This window comes from Pseudomonas sp. FW305-25, from assembly GCF_017351415.1.
Classification (GTDB): Bacteria; Pseudomonadota; Gammaproteobacteria; order Pseudomonadales; family Pseudomonadaceae; genus Aquipseudomonas; species Aquipseudomonas chlororaphis.
Map to the genome: position 1 here is coordinate 160739 of NZ_JACNDE010000003.1, position 20056 is coordinate 180794.

Below are 20056 nucleotides of genomic sequence, written 5' to 3' on the forward strand. Positions count from 1 at the left end.
GCGACCTGCCATTCAACCGAGCCCAGCACAAACCCTGTAGCCCGTCAGGTAATCGGCGCCGGATTGAACAAGGTGATGTCGTTGTGCAGCTTGTGCCGTTCGGCCCAGGTCTGCTGCTTGCCACTGGCCACGTCCAGGTAGAAGTGGAACAGCTCCCAGCCCAGCTCTTCGATACTCGCTCGCCCGGTGGCGATGCGCCCGGCGTCGATGTCGATCAGGTCCGGCCAGCGCTGGGCCAGTTCGGAGCGGGTCGAGACCTTGACCACCGGCGCCATCGCCAGCCCGTAAGGCGTGCCACGCCCGGTGGTGAACACATGCAGGTTCATCCCCGCCGCCAGCTGCAAGGTGCCGCAAACAAAGTCGCTGGCCGGCGTCGCGCAGAAGATCAGGCCTTTGCGGGTAAAGCGCTCGCCCGGCCCCAGCACGCCATTGATCGCGCTGCTGCCGGACTTGACGATGGACCCCAGGGACTTCTCGACGATGTTCGACAACCCGCCCTTCTTGTTGCCCGGCGTGGTATTGGCGCTGCGGTCGGCCTCGCCCTTGGCCAGGTAGCGGTCGTACCAGTCCATCTCGCGCACCAGCTCCCGGGCCACTTCTGTGGATTCGGCGCGGGAAGTCAGCAGGTAGATGGCATCGCGCACCTCGGTGACTTCGGAAAACATCACTGTCGCGCCGGCCCGCAGCAACAGGTCCGAGGCATAGCCCAGGGCCGGGTTGGCGGTAATCCCGGAAAAGGCATCACTGCCACCACATTGCATACCGAGGACCAGCTCCGAGGCCGGCACGGTTTCCCGGCGCCGCTGATCGAGCTTCTGCAAACGCACTTCGGCCAGCTGCATGATCTGCTCGATCATCTCGGTAAAACCGTGGCTGGCGTCCTGCAGGCGGTACAGCCAGGGCTCGCTGAGGTCCACCGAGCTGTCGCCTTCGTGCATCACCTGCCCGGCCTGCAACTTCTCGCAGCCCAGGCTGATTACCAGGGCTTCGCCCCCCAGGTTCGGGTTGCGCGCCAGGTTGCGCACGGTGCGGATCGGGATATAGGCATCGGTGGCGGTGATCGCCACGCCGCAGCCATAGCTGTGGGTCAGCGCCACCACATCGTCGACGTGGGGATACCTGGGCAGCAGTTCGTCCTTGATCCGCTTGACCGCATGATCGAGCACCCCGGTCACGCATTGCACGGTGGTGGTGATCCCCAGAATGTTGCGCGTGCCGACCGTGCCGTCGGCATTGCGATAACCCTCGAAGGTAAAGCCGTCCAGGGGCGCCTGGGCCGCCGGCACTTCGGTGGACAGCGGCAGGCTGTCCAGCGGCGGCGCGCTGGGCATGCGCAACTGATCTTCCCTGACCCAGCTGCCGCGCAGGATCGGCTGCAAGGCATAACCGATGATCTGGCCGTAGCGGATCACCGGGCCACCTTCGACGATATCCTCCAGCGCCACCTTGTGGCTCTGGGGGACGAAGTCCAGGGTCACCAGGCCGTCGGCGAACGCCGTGCCTGCCGGTACGCCCTGGTCATTGACCACAACCACCACATTGTCCCGCTCGTGCAGGCGGATATAGCGCGGCGAATCGGAATGTTCAATCAACTGCATGACGCCGCCCCTTCAGGAATGCGCTTGGGAAAGTTGGGTCAGCTCGGGGCCGTTGCTCGGTGGCTCCTTGAGCACCACGCGCTTGATCGGGCCGACGATCACCAGGTAGCTGAACACTGCCAGCAGCGCGTTGCAGCCGACGAACACCAACGCCCATTTGAACGAGCCGGTGGAACTGATGATGTAGCCGATGACGATCGGCGTGGTGATCGACGCCAGGTTGCCGAAGGTGTTGAACAAGCCGCCGCTCAAGCCGGCGATCTGCTTCGGCGAAGTGTCGGACACCACCGCCCAGCCGAGCGCGCCCACGCCTTTGCCGAAGAACGCCAGGGCCATGAAGCCCACCACCATCCATTCGATGTCCACATAGTTGCAGGCCACGATGCTGCTGGAGACCAGCAGGCCGGCGATGATCGGCGCCTTGCGGGCGAAGGTCAGGGAATGCCCCTTGCGTAGCAGGTAGTCGGAAATCACCCCGCCCAGCACCCCACCGATAAAGCCGCAGATGGCCGGCAAGGAGGCGATGAAGCCAGCCTTGAGAATGGTCATGCCACGCTCCTGCACCAGGTACACCGGGAACCAGGTCAGGAAGAAGTAAGTGATGCCGTTGATGCAGTACTGGCCCAGGTACACGCCGAGCATCATGCGGTTGGTCAGCAACTGGCGCAGGTAGTCCCATTTCGGGCCGTCGCTGCGCTTGCCTTTGCCGTCCTGGTCCATGTCGACCATGCCGCCGTTGTCGGCGATGTGCTTGAACTCGGCCTCGTTGATCAGCGGGTGCTGGCGCGGGCTGTAGATCACCTTGAGCCAGACCAGCGAGAAGACGATGCCGATCACCCCCATCACGATGAAGACGTGCTGCCAGCCGAAGTGATAGACGATCCAGCCCATCAGCGGGGCGAACAGCACGGTGGCGAAATACTGCGCCGAGTTGAAGATCGCCGAAGCCGTACCGCGCTCAGCGGTGGGGAACCAGGCCGCGACAATCCGCGCGTTGCCGGGGAAGGACGGTGCCTCGGCCAGCCCCACCAGGAAGCGCAGCATGAACAGCGCCACCACCGCGGTGGAAACGCCGAACTCACCGACATAACCCTGCAGCACGGTGAACAGCGACCAGGTGAAGATGCTCAGGGCATAGATTTTTTTCGAGCCGAAGCGGTCGAGCAGCCAGCCGCCGGGGATCTGCCCCGCTACATAAGCCCAACCGAATGCGGAGAAGATATAACCGAGGGTGACGGCGTCGATGCCGAGGTCTTTTTGCAGGCTGGAACCCGCGATGGCGATGGTGGCGCGGTCGGCATAGTTGATCGTGGTCACCAGGAACAGCATGAACAGGATCAGGTAGCGGACGCGAGTCGGCTTGGTCGCTTGCATATGGATGTACTCCCACTAGTTATTTTTATGCGGGTAAACATGCGTTTCATCGACCCCGCCGAGCCTCAGGCAACGGCCGGCGGGGGTACGGCGGGGCTTAGGATCCGATGTAGGAAGTCTTCACCACGGTGTAGAACTCCTGCGCGTAGCGACCTTGCTCGCGGGAACCATAGGATGAACCTTTGCGGCCACCAAAAGGTACGTGGTAATCGACGCCGGCCGTCGGCAGGTTGACCATGACCATCCCGGCCTGGGAATGGCGCTTGAAGTGGTTGGCGTATTTCAGCGACGTGGTGGCGATGCCCGCCGACAGGCCGAACTCGGTGTCGTTGGCCATGACCAGCGCCGCCTCGTAATCAGCCACCCGTACCACGTTGGCCACCGGGCCGAAGATCTCTTCGCGGCTGATGCGCATCGAGGCCTGGCTGTCGGCGAACAGGGTCGGCGCGAGGAAATAACCTTCGGTATCGCAGGTCACCAGGCCACCGCCGCTGACCAGCCGCGCCCCTTCGGACTGGCCGATATCGATGTATTTCAAGTCCTGTTCGAGCTGCGCTTGGGACACCACCGGACCGATATCGGTGCCGGCCCGCAGCGCATGGCCGACCTTGATCGAACCCATGCGTTCGGCCATCGCCGCGACGAACCGGTCGTGGATGCCCGCGGTGACGATCAGCCGGCTGGAAGCGGTGCAACGCTGCCCGGTGGAATAGAAGGCACTCTGTACCGCCAGCTCCACCGCCTGCTTGAGGTCGGCATCGTCGAGGATGATCTGCGGGTTCTTGCCGCCCATCTCCAGCTGCACCTTGGCTTGGCGCGAGACGCAACTGACGGCGATCTGCCGGCCCACGCCCACGGAACCGGTGAAGCTGATGCCGTCGACTTTCGGGCTGTTGACCAGGGCATCGCCGACCAACCGGCCGCTGCCCATCACCAGGTTGAACACCCCGGCCGGGAAGCCGGCGCGGGAGATGATTTCCGCCAGGGCCCAGGCACAGCCCGGCACCAGCTCGGCGGGCTTGAGCACCACACAGTTGCCGTAGGCCAGGGCCGGGGCGATCTTCCACGCCGGGATGGCGATCGGGAAGTTCCACGGAGTGATCAGGCCGACCACGCCCAGGGCTTCGCGGGTCACTTCGACGTTGACCCCCGGACGCACCGACGGCAGGTAATCCCCCGACAGGCGCAGGCATTCGCCGGCAAAGAACTTGAAGATGTTACCGGCACGGGTCACCTCGCCGATGGCTTCGGGCAGGGTCTTGCCCTCCTCCCGGGCCAACAGGGTGCCGAGCTCTTCGCGACGGGCGAGGATCTCGCTGCCGACCTTGTCCAGGGCATCGCTGCGCGCCTGGATACCGGAAGTCGACCAGGCCGGGAATGCATCGCGCGCCGCATCGATCGCGGCATGCACCTGAGCCAGGTCGGCCTTGGCGTATTCGCCAATGACATCGGACAACTCGGACGGGTTGATATTGGTCGAGTAGTCGGCACCGGCAAGCCATTGGCCACCGATGTAGTTATCGAAGCGTTTTACCTCTGCCACGCGCCCTCTCCTTACACAAAAGCCTTACGCAAAAGGCCGCTGATTGCTCAGCGGCCCCGGGGATGGATTACTGCGCGCCCTGGGCGTCGATCAACGCCGCCAGCGCTTCATATTCTTCCGGCAACAGGTCGGTCAACGGCGCCCGCACCGGGCCTGCGTCATGGCCGACGATGCGGGCTCCGGCCTTGACGATGCTCACGGCATAACCGGCCTTGCGGTTACGGATATCCAGGTAAGGCAGGAAGAAGTCGTCGATGATCTTGCCGACCGTGGCGTGATCTTCCCGGGCAATGGCGTGGTAGAAATCCATCGCGGTTTTCGGGATGAAGTTGAACACCGCCGAGGAATACACCGGCACGCCCAGGGCCTTGTAGGCCGCGGCGTAGACTTCGGCGGTCGGCAGGCCGCCCAGGTAGCTGAAGCGATCGCCGAGGCGGCGACGGATCGACACCATCAGCTCGATATCGCCCAGGCCGTCCTTGTAGCCGATCAGGTTCGGACAGCGCTCGGCCAGGCGCTCCAGCAGCGGCGCGGTCAGGCGGCAGACGTTGCGGTTGTAGACCACCACACCGATCTTCACCGATTTGCACACCGCCTCCACATGAGCGGCGACCCCATCCTGGCTGGCTTCGGTCAGGTAGTGCGGCAGCAGCAACAGGCCCTTGGCACCCAGGCGCTCGGCCTCCTGGGCGTATTCGATGGCCTGGCGGGTCGAGCCGCCAACGCCGGCCAGAATCGGCACGCTGCTGGCACAGGTGTCGACCGCAGTCTTGATGATTTCCGAATATTCGCTGGCCGCCAGGGAGAAAAACTCACCGGTGCCACCTGCCGCGAACAGCGCCGAGGCGCCGTATGGGGCCAGCCATTCCAGGCGCTTGATATAGCCCGCGCGATGGAAATCGCCCTGGGCGTTGAAATCGGTCACCGGAAAAGACAGCAGGCCGGAGGAGAGGATGGACTTCAGTTCTTGTGGATTCATTATTCGAACACCCTGGGACGCACATTGTGATGAAAAACACATCAGCCTTGGCTGAAGTTGTAAGTCATCGTACAACTTAAAAAACAATCGTCAACAGCAATTCGTCAGCCATCGCCAAAATACGCGGTAAAAAATACCTGCTTGACGAGTCAGGATTTTGCTTTATGCTCGCAATTAACTGTATATACATACAGTTAATTTCTTGAAATACCTACGACATATCAAGGAGCTAGAAATGTCAGGTCTACACACTCAGCAGCGGGAACAGCTGCAACACAAAAGCCAGGTCGTTGCCGATCTGGACAGCCTTTTCAGCGAACGCGGCATTGCCATTTCCGGTGATGGCGACCACCTGGTGCTGATCGCCGACGGTCATCACACCATCAAGTATCACCAGCCCGGGCTCCTCCCCGCGGTACCGGGCAAAAACCTCAAGGCCCTGCCCCAGCTGCGTTTCGAGGGTGGCGAACACACCGCCATCGGCGATGCCACCCTGCTGCGTTTCGTCAAGGACGCCCCCGGCGTTCCAGCCTGGCAGGTCGAATTGCACCTGCCCAATGGCCTGGCCCTGACCTACGGCCAGGTGGTGGCGCTGGGCGGCGATTTCTACGGCATCCCCGACCAGCCGATCTGCGAAGGCGCGACGCCGGTGGATCGTTTGCAGCGTTTTACCGCCGCGTTCAACTCCCTCGCCGTGTTGCCGGCGGCCAAGGACGAGGCGAAACAGATTCTCGCGGTAATGCAGAAGGAAATCGCCGCCGCCAACCAGGCGCTCAAGGACGGCAGGCAACCTCACGAAGCCTATGACGCCCTGGGAGATACGTTGTCCGAAGAGTGGAACAAGATCACCGGCGGCGGCAGCTTCGCCTCGGCGCTGTTCCCCCTGGGTCGCTACCTGAAGCTGGCGGCCAACAATGCCGACCATTTCGGCGAGTGGGCGCTGCTGGCCTATATCGCCGGGCACACCGCGGCCCTGCAGCAGGCGGTGCTGGCGCACAAGAACGCCGACGAGAAGCAGTTGGAACTGGCCTACGCCATGAACGCCTTCGCCGATCACTTCCTCACCGACCTGTTCTCCGCCGGCCATGTACGGGTACCGCGCAAGCAACTGGCGGCGGTGGTCACGCCGAGCGACCTCGGTTCGCTGATCACCCGCTTCATGCACGACGAGGACAGCAAGTTCGGCCTCAACGTCAGCAACGCCCAGGGCGACCGCTGGCATGCCTATGGCGACAAGCGTTATTTCGACACCCTCGACAGCAACAACCGCAAGCAGGTCAAGTTGGCCGTGCAACGCTCGGCGGACGAAATCTTCGAAAGCTACCTCAGCGGTGCGGCCCCGACGCCCGGCAACTTCACGGCGCTGAAGCTGTTGCCGGACCTGAACGCGGCGAAGAGCGGCAACTTTTCACCGCTGTTCGTGATGCAGGGCGACAAGGTGCTGCGACGCAGCGACGTGAACAACCTCAACGACACCAAGACCATCGACAACTGGTGGGGCTGGAGCACCTACCTGCTGCTCAAGGACTACAAGCCCAACAAGCCGGCGGGCTACCTGGAAGCGCCGACGCTTGCTCCGAGCATCCAGGCCGATGGCTGGCAGACCCAGACACCCAGCGAACCCAACTGGCTGCCCGGCAATGCCGTGCGTTATGCCTTCAGCTACACCAACGGTTTGAACGAGTCGTACATCGGCCCATGGTCCGCCTACGCCGAACTGAGCGAGCGCTTCCAGCCGACCCTGAATGTGCCGGTGGATACCGGCGGCGGTTCCAGCGGACGCAACATTTTCCGCCAGTTCCGCGGTGGCTCGCCGGAGCTGATCGCCTCGATCGACAAGGCCGCCACCACTTACATCGACCGCAATGCCTGATAAGGACATCGACATGGCTATCAATCTGACTCTAGAACTGGCCTCGGGCCAATCCCTGCAGGGCGCGCCCCTGGAACTGCTGGTCAACGGCGCTCCCGTCGCACGGGCAACCGTCGACCAGCAAGGGCATGTGACCTTCAATGCCAAACCCGGCGCCGGGCAACTGGCCGTGAGGGTGGATCGCTCGATTCTCAAAAACCGCTAAAAGCATCGCGAGCAAGCTTCGCTCCTACAGGGTCACCTCCCCTCTCTGTAGGAGCGAGCTTGCTCGCGATAAGAAGCCAAGGGCGACGCAATAACCGCCCCAACCGCATTACCCGCGCTGCGCCTCTGCCTCTTCATGGGCATGGCGCAGCCGTTCGCGGCTGTTGGTCAGGTGCAGACGCATGGCCGCCCGGGCCGCGTCCGAATCCTGACGGGCAATGGCTTCATAGATTTCTTCATGCTCGCGGCTCAGGCGGCTCATGTAGTGCTGCTGATCATCGTGAGCCAGGCGTGCCGAATTCAGGCGGGTGCGCGGAATGATGCTGGTTCCCAGGTGGGTCATGATGTCGGTGAAATAGCGGTTGCCCGTGGCCAGGGCAATCTGCAGGTGGAACTGGAAATCCGAGGCCACCGCATCGCTGTCGTGGGCCGCGCTTTCATTGAGGGCATCCAGCGCCGCCCGCATCGCCGCCAGTTGCTCGCTGCTGCGCCGCTGCGCGGCCAGCCCGGCCGACTCCACTTCCAGGCTGATGCGCAGTTCCAGGATCGCCAGCACATCGCGCAAGGTCACCACGGTCGCCGGATCGATCCTGAAGCCACTCGGGCTCGGCGTGTCGAGCACAAAGGTGCCGATGCCGTGGCGGGTTTCCACCTGGCCGGCGGCCTGCAAGCGGGAAATGGCCTCGCGCACCACGGTCCGGCTGACGCCATGGGCCTCCATGATCGCCGACTCGGTGGGCAACTTGTCACCGCGCTTGAGCTGACCGTCGCGAATCTGCTCCGACAGCACGGTCACCAGCTCCTGGGCGAGGCTACGGCGCTTGCGTGGAAGGCGGGGCGCCGTGTTCTGGTTGTCCATGGTGAAGTTCTTTCTCCGAAAACTGATGACGCATCATAGCTCAGCCGGGTTGTACGATCACTGTTGACTACACCATCACCGCCTGGTCGACCAGATGCCCGCGCTCGATGCGGATGTGCCGCGGGTGGAAACGCTTGAGACTGCTGCGATGCCCGACGCTGACAATGCTCAGCCCCGGCAACTGGTCGATCAGCGCCTGGTACAGGGTCGCCTCGTCTTCTTCGTCCATGGCCGAGGTGGCCTCATCCATGTACAGCCATTGCGGCGCATAGAGCAACGCACGGGCAAAGGCCAGGCGCTGCTGCTCGCCCGGGGACAACATGCGCTGCCAGTGGTTGCTCTCGTCCAGGCGAGACACCAGGTGCGGCAACCGGCAGGTTTCCAGCACCTGCACGTAACGCTCCTGCGGGTAGGTGTCACCCGACTGTGGATAACTCAAGGCTTCGCGCAGGCTGCCAATCGGCAGGTAAGGCTTTTGCGGCAGGAACAGATAACGCTCGGCGGGCATGCGGATGCTGCCGTGACCGGCCGGCCAGAGCCGCCCCATCGCTCGCAGCAGGGTACTTTTGCCACTGCCGGAACGGCCGCTGAGCATCAGGCGCTCACCGGGGGTCACGGTCATCTCGGCACCGGCCAGCAGGTGCCGGCCGTCCGCCAGGTCCAGGCCAAGGTTATGCACCTGCAAGGTTTCACCCTGGCTCTGCACGTCGATGGCTGGAGCGCGTTCTTCGTTTTCGCTCATGGCCTGACGGAAGCTCAGCAGCCGGTCGCAGGTGGCGCGCCAGGCCGCGAGCTCGGAATAGGCGGTGATGAACCAGCTGAAGTTCTCCTGGACGTTGCCGAATGCCGAGTTGATCTGCATCAGCTCGCCCAGTTCGATCTTGCCCGTCAGGTAACGCGGGGCCGCGACGATGAAGGGGAAAATGATCGCGATCTGGCCGTAGCCCGAGGTGAAGAAGGTCAGGCGCTTGGACACTTTCATGATGTCCCAGAAGTTGTGCCAGACCATGCCGAAGCGAGCGCTGAGGCGTTTGTTCTCATTCGGCTCGCCGTCATACAGGGCAATGCTCTCGGCGTTCTCCCGCACCCGCACCATGGAAAAACGCAGGTCCGCCTCGAAACGTTGCTGGTTGTTGTTCAAGCCGATCAGGCGTCGACCGATCAAGTGGGTCAGCCAGCTGCCGACAGCGGCGTACACCAAGGCGCACCAGAACATGTAGCCGGGAATGGTGTAGCCGAAGACTTCGATACTGCCCGACACGCCCCACAGGATGATCGAGAACGACACCAGACTGACCACGGTACGCAGCAGGCCCAGGGCGAGCCCCAGGGTATTGCTGGTGAAGCTGTTAAGGTCTTCGGAAATCCGCTGGTCCGGGTTATCGGTGTAGCCGCCCTGCTCCAGCTGGTAGTAGTTCTTGTGGCCCAGCCAGCGGGCGAAGTGTTTTTCCGTGAGCCAGGCGCGCCAGCGGATGGTCAGCATCTGGGTCAGGTAGAGCCGGTAGACCGCGGCCAGGATGGCCACCGCGGCAATTCCGCAGAAATACAGGATCAGCTGCCAGAACGCCGCCTCGTCCTTCTTTTGCAGGGCGTTGTAGAAATCCTTGTACCAGCTGTTGATCCACACCGAGATCGCCACGCTGAACAGGGTCAGGGCCACCACCGCGAACAACAGCAACCAGGCCTTGCCCTTCTCTTCACTGCGCCAGTAAGGCGTAGTCATTTCCCAGACACGACGGAAAAACTGCCCGCGCACAGCATCGTTGACCGCGGAATACTCAGCGTTCTGATTCATCATCAAGGCTCGATTGGGATAGGGACAAGCATCGAGCCGATCATAGAGGATCGGCTCGTTTTTTCACTTGTCCTGAGGACATTCGTTCAGTCGCGGTTCAGCGACGAACCGGGCGCTTCTGCAACTTGCGTTGCAGCGTTCGACGGTGCATGCCCAGGGCACGGGCAGTGGCGGAGATGTTGCCTTCGTGTTCGGTCAGCACCCGCTGGATGTGCTCCCATTGCAGGCGGTCCACCGACATCGGGTTTTCCGGCACCAGGGTGTCGAGGTCGGCGTGCTCGGAGAGCAGCGCGGCCAGCACGTCGTCGGCGTCCGCCGGTTTGCACAGGTAGTTGCAGGCGCCGCGCTTGATCGCTTCGACCGCGGTGGCGATGCTCGAATAACCGGTGAGGATCACCACGCGCATTTCCGGATCGAGCTCGAGCAGCTTGGGCAGCAGCACCAGGCCGGAGTCGCCGTCCATCTTCAGGTCCAGCGCGGCGAAGTCCGGCAGGTCCTGCTGGGCGAGGGCCAGGCCTTCCTCGGCGGAACCCGCGGTGCTGACGCGAAAGCCGCGACGGCTCATGGCTCGCGCCATCACCCGGGTGAAGGTGGCGTCGTCATCCACCAGCAACAGATGCGGCAGTTCTTCGCCTTCGACTTGGATTTCGTCACTCATGTTGGTCTCCTCGGGCGCCGTGGGGCAGGCGCAGCTCGGTGAGCGTGCCGCCTTCCTCATGACTGTAGAGTTTCACTGAGCCGCCGGCGCGTGTCACGCTGGCTTTGCTCAAAAACAGGCCCAGGCCGAAACCTTTGCCCTTGGTGGTAAAAAACGGTTTGCCGATCTGCTCGGCGATGGCCAGCGGCACACCGGCGCCGTGGTCACGAATACTGATGGTCAGGTTCTCGGCGTCCCAATCCAGCTGGACTTCCAGCCCTTCCGGACAAGCGTCCGCTGCATTGTTCAGCAGGTTGAGCAACGCCTGGGTCAGGTCCGGCGGCGGCGCCAGCCGCGGCATCGGGCCCTTGCCCAGCAGTTGGAAGCGGTAGCTGGCTTCAGGGCGCATCAGGTGCCAGCGGTTCAGCGCTTCGTCGAGCCAGACGGTGACATCCTGCATCTCCACCGCCAGCCGGCGGTTGGCCTCGGCGGCGCGCACCAACTGTTGCAGGGTTTCCTTGCACAGTTTGACCTGGTCCTGGAGCACGCCCAGGTCATCTTGCAGCATTGGGTCGAGGTGGTCCTGGCGCATTTCCTTGAGCAGCACGCTCATGGTCGCCAGGGGCGTTCCCAACTCGTGGGCGGCACCAGCGGCCTGGGTCGCGACAGCCAGCAACTGCTGGTCGCGCAGGCCCTCTTCGCGGCGGATCGCCCGCAGCTCCTCCTGCCGCCGCAGTTCCTCGGCCATTCTCGCGGCGAAGAAGGTGATCACCGCCGCGGCCAGGGCGAAGCTCAGCCACATCCCGTAGATCTGCAGGTTCTCCCGGGCGATGGGGAAAGTCTGCAGCGGGTAGAACTGCGCCAGCAGCAAGGTGTACATGGTCAGCGCGATACCGGAAAGGACCACCGAATAGCGCCATGGCAAGGTCACGGCGGCGATAGTCAGCGGCACCAGGTAATAGGAGACGAAGGGATTGGTCGAGCCGCCGGAGAAATACAACAGGGCGCTGTGGATAAACAAATCACAAGCCAGTTGCACGGCATATTCCAGCTCGGTGACCGGCCACGAGGTGCGCAGGCGAATGGCGGTGAAGGCGCAGAGGATCAGCGACAGGCCCAGGGTGACGGCCAGTTGCAGCCAGGGCAGCGGTAGCAGGTCGAACCAGTAGGCGAGCCCCACCGAACCGGCCTGAGCGGCCAGAACCAGGATGCGGATAAAAGTCAGACGCCAGAGGTTCTGGCGAGTGGCGGAAAGCAGTTGTACGGGGGCGAGCATGAGCTCTCCTGATGAGCGCTCCAGGCGGATCGCGACGAGTATAACCAAGCAGCGGCCCAGACAGGCAAAACTGCGGCAAACCGCCACAGTCTTGGGCAATGGCCAATCGCGGGCAAGCCTTGCCTGCAAAAACACCACCTGCCTGTAGGAGCGAGGCTTGCCCGCGATAGAGCGCAAAGCGCTCGCCATCCCCATCTCAGAGTCCGGCCCGAGAACAGATTACGACTGCTGCGCAGTCGAGCGCAGGCTTCGCCAGCGGCTACAAAAACCTCCGTAGTTGGCGTTGGGTAATAGATGTATAGAAGTTGTTAACGGGCCGAACCAGACAATAAAAGCTAGAGTCTGATGGTTTCACGCAGGCTGGGACCCAATACCTGCGGACCGCACTCAAGGAGTTTTCATGCATACATTCAGTCGCAGCGCCGCCCTTCTCGCCCTCAGCGCCGGCACCCTCGCCAGCCTGCCGGCCCTGGCCGCCGATGAGCTTCATTACAACCAGATCTCCCTGCGCGCCGAAGTCAGTCAGGAAGTGGCCCGCGACCTGATGATCGTCACCCTCTACAGCGAATCGCAGAACGCCGACCCGGCCAAGCTCGCCGCGGAAATCACCACCACCATGAACAAGGCCCTGGGCCAGGCACGCCAGGTCAAGGACATCACCTTGCGCCAGGGCAGCCGCAACAGCTACCCGATCTACGACACCAAGGGCCAGAAGATCACCGGCTGGCGCGAACGCGCCGAACTGCGCCTGGAAAGCTCGGACTTCGCCGCGCTGTCCAAGCTCACCGGCGAACTGCTGACCGACCTGAAGATGGGCGGGATGGATTTCGCCATCGCCGACCCGACCCGCAAGGCCAGCGAAGACAAACTGCTCAAGGAAGCGGTCGATGCCTTCAAGGCTCGTGCACAGCTGACCACCGAAGCGCTGGGCGGCAAGGGCTACAAGATCGTCAACCTGAACCTCAACAGCAACGGTTATCCACAACCGTATCTGCGCGGGCCGGTGATGATGAAAGCCGCGGGCATGGATGCGGCGCCGGTCACTCCGGAAGTCGAGGCCGGCACCAGCCAGGTCAGCATGACCGCCGATGGCTCGATCGAAGTCCTGATGCAGTAACGTTTTCCCTGCCCGTCCCCAAAAAAACGGCGGTGACCTCCAGCACCAATGAGGTTACCGCGTTTTTTTTGCTACCCACTGTTTCAACCCAGCCTGAGGGACTCGCCCTTTTTTGGAATAGAGGGGGTGAACTCGGCCACATCGGTGATGCTAAAGTTACGGCCCCCGGTATGGCGCCTATCAGACGTCATTGACGTCCACCGGGTATACTGCGCCTTTCCTATAAGAGTCTCTCCAATGACCGCAGACCGCATCGGCGAACGCCTGCGTCGCTATCGCCGCGCCGCCAAGAAAACCCTGCGCCAGATCGCCAGCGAATCCGGCCTGACCGCCAGTTTCCTCTCCCAGGCGGAACGCAATCTCACCGGCGTCTCGATCTCCTCCCTGGTCAACATTGCCAAGTCTCTGAACGTTCCGCTGAACGCCCTATTCGACCAGCCGACCCAGGCACAACCCGACTCCCACGACGGCAAGCGGGTGCGCTACACCATCGAAGGCCAGCCCCTGGCCTACGAGCGGCTGTCCAGTTCCTTTCCCGGCAACCTGATCAACGCGGTGAAGATGAACATACCCGTGGGCTACCAGTCGGAACTGATTTCCCATGATGGCGCCGAGTTCTCCTACGTTCTTTCGGGGCAAATTGTCTACACCATCGAGGGGCAGCAGTATCCCCTCGGCGCCGGCGACTCGGTGCACTTCGACTCGACCAAACCGCACTACCTGGCTAACGCCGGCAACGGCCCGGCAGAAGTATTGACCGTCACGACCATGGGCCTGTTCGACGACCATTCAGCGGCCTGAACCCGCCCCGTGGCCGCCTGCACAACCTCACAGACACCCCGCGCGCAAGAGAAATGTTAGTCACGCTTAATTTTCGTTGACCACGATTTCAGCATGACTTAATTTCGGCATCGGCGAATCGTCAATCACCCCCACAACAAAGCGATCGCTATCGCCGCACAGGGTCCATGGGGCTGCATCCACTCCCCATAGAAGGCGAGTTGCCCCGGCCCACAAGGCCAATCCTCAGATACGCCCTAGAAAAAGAAAAAATGAGGTTTGCATGCGTAAGACCTTTCCGCTCCAGGTTTGGCAGACAGCGAGGCTGATCCTCGGCATCCCACTGTCGCACGCCACCCGCAACCTCCACAGTGACAACTTCACTGCGAGCCACAATGTCAACGCCGCCGACGATGTGCTGTGCACCCGCCATCGCCTGCAAGGTCCCGGGCATCCGTTCTCCACGGCCTCCCTCACCAAGCCGTCCTACTTCATCCGGTCAACCCAATGCGCCAAACACTTGCGCCAGGCAGGCAAGGACAGGCGGCTCAACCAGAAGCCGGTCGACACCCGCCCCAGCGACGCACCAAGCGGAGGCACGACTCGCTCCGGATGCCCCGCAAGAAGGCAACCCATGCACCAGAAAAAACCAGCGCACACGGTCAAATGCGCCAATATTTATACAAATGCGTCATTCCTGTACGTTCGTTCCACTCCTTGATACTTGTGACGGCCCCGCATCTTGCATTGGGTATGGGGCCTGCATTAGTATCGGCGGGTCGACTCATAAGGTCGCCCTCTACACCAAAAATGACAACAAATCATGAGGCAACCATGTTCAAACAAGCAGTCATTCCGCTTTTAGTCAGCGCCGGCTTGCTCGCCAGCGCACCCTTCGCCCAGGCGGCGACTAACCTGGTGTTCTGCTCCGAAGGGAGCCCGGCCGGTTTCGACCCAGGCCAGTACACCACCGGAACCGACTTCGACGCCTCAGCAGAAACCCTGTTCAACCGCCTCAGCCAGTTTGAGCGTGGCGGCACCGCCGTCATTCCTGGCCTGGCGACCAGTTGGGACATTTCCGACGATGGCCTGACCTACACCTTCCATCTGCGCGATGGGGTGAAGTTCCACACCACGCCGTATTTCAAGCCGACTCGTGATTTCAACGCCGACGACGTGCTCTTCACGTTCAACCGCATGCTCGACAAGGACATGCCGTTCCGCAAGGCGTACCCCACCGAATTCCCTTACTTCACCGACATGGGGATGGACACCAACATCACCAAGGTCGAGAAAGTCGACGACAAGACCGTCAAGTTCACCCTGAAAACCGTAGACGCCGCGTTCATCCAGAACCTGGCGATGAGCTTCGCCTCCATCCAGTCCGCCGAGTACGCCGACCAGCTGCTCAAGGAAGGCAAGCCGGGCGACATCAACCAGAAGCCGATCGGCACCGGGCCGTTCGTGTTCAAGAGCTACCAGAAAGACTCCAACATCCGTTACACCGGCAACAAGGAGTACTGGAAGCCTGAAGACGTGAAGATCGACAACCTGATCTTCGCCATCACCACCGACCCGTCGGTACGTATCCAGAAGCTGAAAAAGAACGAATGCCAGGTCACCCTGTTCCCGCGCCCGGCCGACCTCAAGGCCCTGGGCGAGGACAAGACCCTCAAGCTGCCGCAGCAAGCCGGCTTCAACCTCGGCTACATCGCCTACAACGTGATGCCTGTGCTCAAGGGCCGCACCGACGCCAACCCGCTGGCCGACCTCAAGGTCCGCCAGGCGCTGGACATGGCGGTGAACAAGCAGCAGATCATCGACTCGGTCTACCAGGGCGCGGGCCAGCTGGCGGTCAACGCCATGCCACCGACCCAGTGGTCCTATGACGACACCATCAAGGATGCCAAGTACGACCCCGAGAAAGCCAAGGCGCTGCTCAAGGAAGCCGGCATCAAGGAAGGCACCCAGATCACCCTGTGGGCCATGCCGGTGCAGCGTCCGTACAACCCGAACGCCAAGCTGATGGCTGAAATGCTGCAGTCCGACTGGGCGAAGATCGGCCTGAAGGTCAACATCGTCAGCTACGAATGGGGCGAATACATCAAGCGCTCCAAGGGTGGCGAGAACCAGGCGATGATCATCGGCTGGAGCGGCGACAATGGTGACCCGGACAACTGGCTCGGCACCCTGTTCGGCTGCGACGCCATGAACGGCAACAACTTCTCCAAATGGTGCGACAAGCCGTACGACGCACTGATCAAGCAAGCCAAGGCCACCCCGGACGTGGCCAAACGCACCGAGCTGTACAAGCAGGCGCAACACCTCCTCAAAGACCAGGTCCCGATGACACCTATCGCCCACTCGACGGTGTTCCAACCCATGCGCGCCAACGTGCAGGACTTCAAGATCAGCCCCTTTGGCCTGAACTCGTTCTACGGCGTCAGCATCAGCAAATAAGGGTCTGCAACGGCGACCTCAGCTGACGTCGCCGTTGCCTTACCTGCCAGGACTGCCGGAACTCGAACGCTCTTCCTCTTGCTGCGCCCCATCGTGGTGAGTACGGGCATTTCGGAAGTTCCTTACATGTCTTTCAGGCTCTTTGGCATTTACTACCCATGCGGCGACCCCTACCGTCAAAGCATGGAGTGGTGCATCCATTGCCCGGCATTTGCTGCAAGCGAGACTTGGGATCAATGACATGACCGCCTCCGGATGGGGCGACTGCTCATCGATCAAAACAATAAAAAGGAAGAGGGATCGTCATGCGTCATTCCCTGGTTTTATCCGCCCTGCTGGGCACCGGCCTGTTGACCGCAACCTCCGCCAGCCTGGCGGCCGGCAACAGCCTGGTGTTCTGCTCCGAAGGCAGCCCGGCCGGTTTCGACACCGCGCAATACACCACCGCCACCGACAACGACGCGGCAGAGCCGCTGTACAACCGCCTGGCGGAGTTCGAAAAAGGCGCGACCAATGTGGTGCCGGGCCTGGCCACCCGCTGGGATATTTCCGCGGACGGCCTGCAATACACTTTCCATCTGCGCGAAGGGGTGAAGTTCCATACCACGCCGTACTTCAAGCCGACGCGTGATTTCAACGCCGACGACGTGCTCTTCACCTTCAACCGCATGCTCGATCCCGAGCAGCCCTTCCGCAAGGCCTACCCCACCGAGTTTCCCTACTTCAACGGGATGAGCCTGAACAAGAACATCGCCAAGGTCGAGAAGACCGGGCCGTTGACCGTGGTGATGACCCTGAACTCGGTGGACGCCGCGTTCATCCAGAACATCGCCATGAGCTTCGCCGCGATTCTCTCGGCCGAATATGCCGACCAGTTGCTCAAGGCCGGCAAACCCAGCGACATCAACCAGAAGCCGATCGGCACCGGGCCGTTCGTGTTCAAGAGCTACCAGAAAGACTCGAACATCCGCTACACCGCCAACAAGCAGTACTGGGACCCGAGCCGGGTCAAGCTCGACCAGCTGATTTTCGCCATCAACACCGATGCCTCGGTGCGCGTGCAGAAACTCAAGGCCGGCGAATGCCAGATCACCCTGCATCCACGGCCGGCCGATGTCGAAGCGCTGAAAAAAGACCCGAAACTGCAACTGATCGAAAAGCCCGGCTTCAACCTCGGCTATATCGCCTACAACGTTCGCCACAAGCCCTTCGACCAGCTCGAAGTGCGCCAGGCGCTGGACATGGCGGTGAACAAGCAGGGCATCCTCAACGCCGTGTACCAGGGCGCCGGCCAGCTGGCGGTCAACGCCATGCCGCCGACCCAGTGGTCCTACGACACCAGCATCAAGGACGCCGCCTACAACCCGCAAAAGGCCCGTGAGCTGCTCAAGGCCGCCGGGGTCAAGGAAGGCACGGAAATCACCCTCTGGGCCATGCCGGTGCAACGTCCCTACAACCCCAACGCCAAGCTGATGGCCGAAATGCTCCAGTCCGACTGGGGCAAAATCGGCCTGAAAGTGAAGATCGTCAGCTACGAGTGGGGCGAGTACATCAAGCGCACCAAGAATGGCGAGCACGACATCAGCCTGATCGGCTGGACCGGCGACAACGGTGATCCGGACAACTGGCTCGGCACCCTGTACAGCTGCGACGCCATTGGCGGCAACAACTACTCCATGTGGTGCGACCCGCAGTACGACAAGCTGATCAAGCAGGCCAAGATCGTCACCGATCGCGAACAGCGCACGGTGCTCTACCAACAGGCCCAGCAGTTGCTCAAGCAGCAGGTACCGATCACCCCGGTCGCCCACTCGACGGTCAACCAGCCGTTGAGCGCCAAAGTCGAAGGATTCAAGGTCAGCCCCTTCGGCCGCAACGTGTTCTCGGGCGTCAGCATCGACCAATAAATGATTAGCCAGGCCGCTGGGGGCGATATTCGCCCCCACGCAAATCTGTTGCCTGAATTCGGCGATCAAGCCTCATGCAAACGTTTGCGATGCCTTGAATGAGTTGTAAAGCAAAAGCCGGTCAACCCAAAAAGACCGGCATAAAAATAAAGAAAGCAAAGGAGCTTCACCCATGAAACCGAGCAACACCGCGTTACTGGCCCTGGCCATCAGCAGCATCACGGCCATGGCCCATGCGGAAAGCGTGAGCCAGGAATTCGTCCCGACCGAACTGAACGGCACCAGCGCCCAGGCGGAGGCCAAGGGCTTCGTCGAAGGCCAGAGCCTGTCGGGCACGACCCGCAACTGGTACGCCAACGAGCTGAAGCGTCGTGACGACCGCTTCTCCTACAACCACAACGGCCAGCCGACTTCGACCCCACGCCGGATCAACTGGGTCCAGGGCACCATCCTCAACTACAGCTCGGGCTTCACCGAAGGTACTGTCGGGGTCAGCACCGAGGTGGCCGCCTACAACGCCATCGCGTTGGATCGTGACCGCAAGGACATCGCCGGCAAGAACAACCGTACCCTGACCCACTCCGACGGCGACGCTGTCGGCCAGTGGAGCAAACTGGGCCTGGCCAACGTCAAGTTCCGCGTCTCCAACACCACCCTGACCGCCGGTCGCCAGAACTTCAGCACGCCGATCGTCGACGTCATCGGCAACCGTGCCCTGCCTTCGAGTTTCGAAGGTGTGAGCCTGCACAGCGAAGAGTTCAACAACCTGTCGTTCGATCTGGCCGGTTTCGATCGCGTTTCGCCGCGTACCGAACAGAGCCTGTCGAAATTCCGCACCGAGTACTCCGCCACTGGCGTGGAAACCGACAAGGTCTACACCGCAGGTGTGAACTACCAGCCGTTCAAGAGCCTGAAAACCAGCCTGTATGGCGCCAACGTCAAAGACTTCTGGAACCAGTACTACTTCGGCGCCACCCACGAGCTGGGTGACAGCCAGGTACTGAGCCTGACCACCGGCCTGAACTACTACAAGACCGTCGACGAAGGTAAGAAGTTGATGGGCGAGATCGACAACGACACCTACTCGCTGTCGCTCGGCCTGACTCACCAGGCCCACAGCCTGACCTTCTCCTACCAGCAAGTGAACGGTAACGAGTACTTCGACTACCTGCATGAAACCAACGGTATCTACCTGGCCAACTCCCTGCTCTCGGACTTCAACGGCCCGAACGAGAAGTCCTTCCAGATCGCCTACGGTCTGAACATGGCCGAATACGGCGTGCCAGGCCTGAAGTTCAACATCTACTCGGCACGCGGCTGGGGCATCGACGGTACCCATTACCGCGGTACCGCCTACACCGATCCAGGCGCCCAGCGCGGCGACCTGAGCCTGATGGATGGCGAAACCCACTACGAATACGGTATTGGCGCGTCTTATGCAGTCCAGAGCGGTCCGCTGAAGGCAACCGCGATCCGGGCGACCTACACTACCCACCGCGCCAGCGAAAACCAGGCCGACGGCAACATCAACGAGTTCCGCCTGGTCACCACCATCCCGTTCAAGATTCTCTAAAAAACACATCGGCTGGTTGGCGAATTCATGACGAATTCGCCACTCCAGCTACTCTGGTTCAACCGATTGCAGAGGGTTCTA

16 protein-coding genes are annotated in these 20056 nt (G+C 61.8%); 8 read left to right on the top strand and 8 right to left on the bottom strand.

Annotation, left to right across the window (positions count from 1 at the left end; all coding sequences use genetic code 11):
* Positions 1-44: 44 nt before the first annotated feature.
* The 4 genes from garD to kdgD all read right to left on the bottom strand — a co-directional run bounded on the left by garD (position 45) and on the right by kdgD (position 5494).
* Positions 45-1598 (bottom strand): galactarate dehydratase, encoded by a 1554-nt coding sequence (gene garD, locus J4E58_RS04750; RefSeq protein ID WP_087091247.1) that lies wholly within the window; start codon positions 1596-1598, stop codon positions 45-47.
* Between the two features lie 12 nt (positions 1599-1610).
* Entirely contained in the window at positions 1611-2972 is a 1362-nt protein-coding gene (locus tag J4E58_RS04755) for an MFS transporter (protein WP_087091246.1), read from the bottom strand.
* A gap of 97 nt (positions 2973-3069) precedes the next feature.
* Positions 3070-4515 carry an aldehyde dehydrogenase family protein gene (locus J4E58_RS04760; RefSeq protein WP_087091245.1) on the bottom strand — a complete coding sequence of 482 codons (1446 nt, stop codon included), beginning with the start codon at positions 4513-4515 and terminating at the stop codon, positions 3070-3072.
* A gap of 67 nt (positions 4516-4582) precedes the next feature.
* Positions 4583-5494, bottom strand: a complete 912-nt coding sequence (gene kdgD, locus J4E58_RS04765; protein ID WP_025806406.1) for a 5-dehydro-4-deoxyglucarate dehydratase — start codon at positions 5492-5494, stop codon at positions 4583-4585.
* Between the two features lie 235 nt (positions 5495-5729).
* Between kdgD and J4E58_RS04770 the strand changes: the two genes are divergently transcribed.
* Complete coding sequence (locus J4E58_RS04770; RefSeq protein ID WP_087091244.1) at positions 5730-7367, top strand: phospholipase; 1638 nt, start codon at positions 5730-5732, stop codon at positions 7365-7367.
* Between the two features lie 13 nt (positions 7368-7380).
* Entirely contained in the window at positions 7381-7572 is a 192-nt protein-coding gene (locus tag J4E58_RS04775) for a hypothetical protein (RefSeq protein WP_009042169.1), read from the top strand.
* Between the two features lie 108 nt (positions 7573-7680).
* Here J4E58_RS04775 and J4E58_RS04780 read toward each other — a convergent pair whose 3' ends face one another.
* The 4 genes from J4E58_RS04780 to J4E58_RS04795 all read right to left on the bottom strand — a co-directional run bounded on the left by J4E58_RS04780 (position 7681) and on the right by J4E58_RS04795 (position 12138).
* Complete coding sequence (locus J4E58_RS04780) at positions 7681-8430, bottom strand: FadR/GntR family transcriptional regulator (protein ID WP_007927044.1); 750 nt, start codon at positions 8428-8430, stop codon at positions 7681-7683.
* A 67-nt stretch (positions 8431-8497) separates the two neighbouring features.
* Positions 8498-10225 carry an ABC transporter ATP-binding protein/permease gene (locus tag J4E58_RS04785; protein ID WP_087091243.1) on the bottom strand — a complete coding sequence of 576 codons (1728 nt, stop codon included), beginning with the start codon at positions 10223-10225 and terminating at the stop codon, positions 8498-8500.
* A gap of 97 nt (positions 10226-10322) precedes the next feature.
* Positions 10323-10883, bottom strand: coding sequence for a response regulator transcription factor (locus tag J4E58_RS04790; protein WP_009046975.1), 561 nt, complete (start codon positions 10881-10883; stop codon positions 10323-10325).
* Positions 10876-12138 carry an ATP-binding protein gene (locus tag J4E58_RS04795; protein WP_087091242.1) on the bottom strand — a complete coding sequence of 421 codons (1263 nt, stop codon included), beginning with the start codon at positions 12136-12138 and terminating at the stop codon, positions 10876-10878. Before J4E58_RS04795 ends, J4E58_RS04790 begins: the two co-directional genes overlap by 8 nt.
* 400 nt (positions 12139-12538) lie before the next feature.
* Here J4E58_RS04795 and J4E58_RS04800 point away from each other — a divergent pair, with 400 nt between their 5' ends.
* The 6 genes from J4E58_RS04800 to J4E58_RS04825 all read left to right on the top strand — a co-directional run bounded on the left by J4E58_RS04800 (position 12539) and on the right by J4E58_RS04825 (position 19975).
* Complete coding sequence (locus J4E58_RS04800) at positions 12539-13255, top strand: SIMPL domain-containing protein (RefSeq protein ID WP_087091241.1); 717 nt, start codon at positions 12539-12541, stop codon at positions 13253-13255.
* Between the two features lie 237 nt (positions 13256-13492).
* Positions 13493-14056 carry a cupin domain-containing protein gene (locus tag J4E58_RS04805; RefSeq protein ID WP_007927037.1) on the top strand — a complete coding sequence of 188 codons (564 nt, stop codon included), beginning with the start codon at positions 13493-13495 and terminating at the stop codon, positions 14054-14056.
* A gap of 262 nt (positions 14057-14318) precedes the next feature.
* Entirely contained in the window at positions 14319-14756 is a 438-nt protein-coding gene (locus tag J4E58_RS04810) for a hypothetical protein (RefSeq protein WP_087091240.1), read from the top strand.
* A gap of 113 nt (positions 14757-14869) precedes the next feature.
* The gene (locus J4E58_RS04815) at positions 14870-16495 is read left to right on the top strand and encodes an ABC transporter substrate-binding protein (protein ID WP_087091239.1); all 1626 of its coding nucleotides are present in this window, start codon (positions 14870-14872) and stop codon (positions 16493-16495) included.
* A 305-nt stretch (positions 16496-16800) separates the two neighbouring features.
* Positions 16801-18402, top strand: a complete 1602-nt coding sequence (locus J4E58_RS04820) for an ABC transporter substrate-binding protein (protein WP_053259634.1) — start codon at positions 16801-16803, stop codon at positions 18400-18402.
* A 172-nt stretch (positions 18403-18574) separates the two neighbouring features.
* A complete protein-coding gene (locus J4E58_RS04825; RefSeq protein WP_053259633.1) occupies positions 18575-19975 on the top strand; it encodes an OprD family porin in 1401 nt (466 codons plus the stop codon).
* Positions 19976-20056: the final 81 nt, after the last annotated feature.

Coding starts and splice junctions, on each gene's coding strand:
- garD (WP_087091247.1), bottom strand. CDS start 1,598: ATGCAGTTGATTGAACATTCCGATTCGCCGCGCTATATCCGCCTGCAC.
- J4E58_RS04755 (WP_087091246.1), bottom strand. CDS start 2,972: ATGCAAGCGACCAAGCCGACTCGCGTCCGCTACCTGATCCTGTTCATG.
- kdgD (WP_025806406.1), bottom strand. CDS start 5,494: ATGAATCCACAAGAACTGAAGTCCATCCTCTCCTCCGGCCTGCTGTCT.
- J4E58_RS04770 (WP_087091244.1), top strand. CDS start 5,730: ATGTCAGGTCTACACACTCAGCAGCGGGAACAGCTGCAACACAAAAGC.
- J4E58_RS04775 (WP_009042169.1), top strand. CDS start 7,381: ATGGCTATCAATCTGACTCTAGAACTGGCCTCGGGCCAATCCCTGCAG.
- J4E58_RS04780 (WP_007927044.1), bottom strand. CDS start 8,430: ATGGACAACCAGAACACGGCGCCCCGCCTTCCACGCAAGCGCCGTAGC.
- J4E58_RS04785 (WP_087091243.1), bottom strand. CDS start 10,225: ATGAATCAGAACGCTGAGTATTCCGCGGTCAACGATGCTGTGCGCGGG.
- J4E58_RS04790 (WP_009046975.1), bottom strand. CDS start 10,883: ATGAGTGACGAAATCCAAGTCGAAGGCGAAGAACTGCCGCATCTGTTG.
- J4E58_RS04795 (WP_087091242.1), bottom strand. CDS start 12,138: ATGCTCGCCCCCGTACAACTGCTTTCCGCCACTCGCCAGAACCTCTGG.
- J4E58_RS04800 (WP_087091241.1), top strand. CDS start 12,539: ATGCATACATTCAGTCGCAGCGCCGCCCTTCTCGCCCTCAGCGCCGGC.
- J4E58_RS04805 (WP_007927037.1), top strand. CDS start 13,493: ATGACCGCAGACCGCATCGGCGAACGCCTGCGTCGCTATCGCCGCGCC.
- J4E58_RS04810 (WP_087091240.1), top strand. CDS start 14,319: ATGCGTAAGACCTTTCCGCTCCAGGTTTGGCAGACAGCGAGGCTGATC.
- J4E58_RS04815 (WP_087091239.1), top strand. CDS start 14,870: ATGTTCAAACAAGCAGTCATTCCGCTTTTAGTCAGCGCCGGCTTGCTC.
- J4E58_RS04820 (WP_053259634.1), top strand. CDS start 16,801: ATGCGTCATTCCCTGGTTTTATCCGCCCTGCTGGGCACCGGCCTGTTG.
- J4E58_RS04825 (WP_053259633.1), top strand. CDS start 18,575: ATGAAACCGAGCAACACCGCGTTACTGGCCCTGGCCATCAGCAGCATC.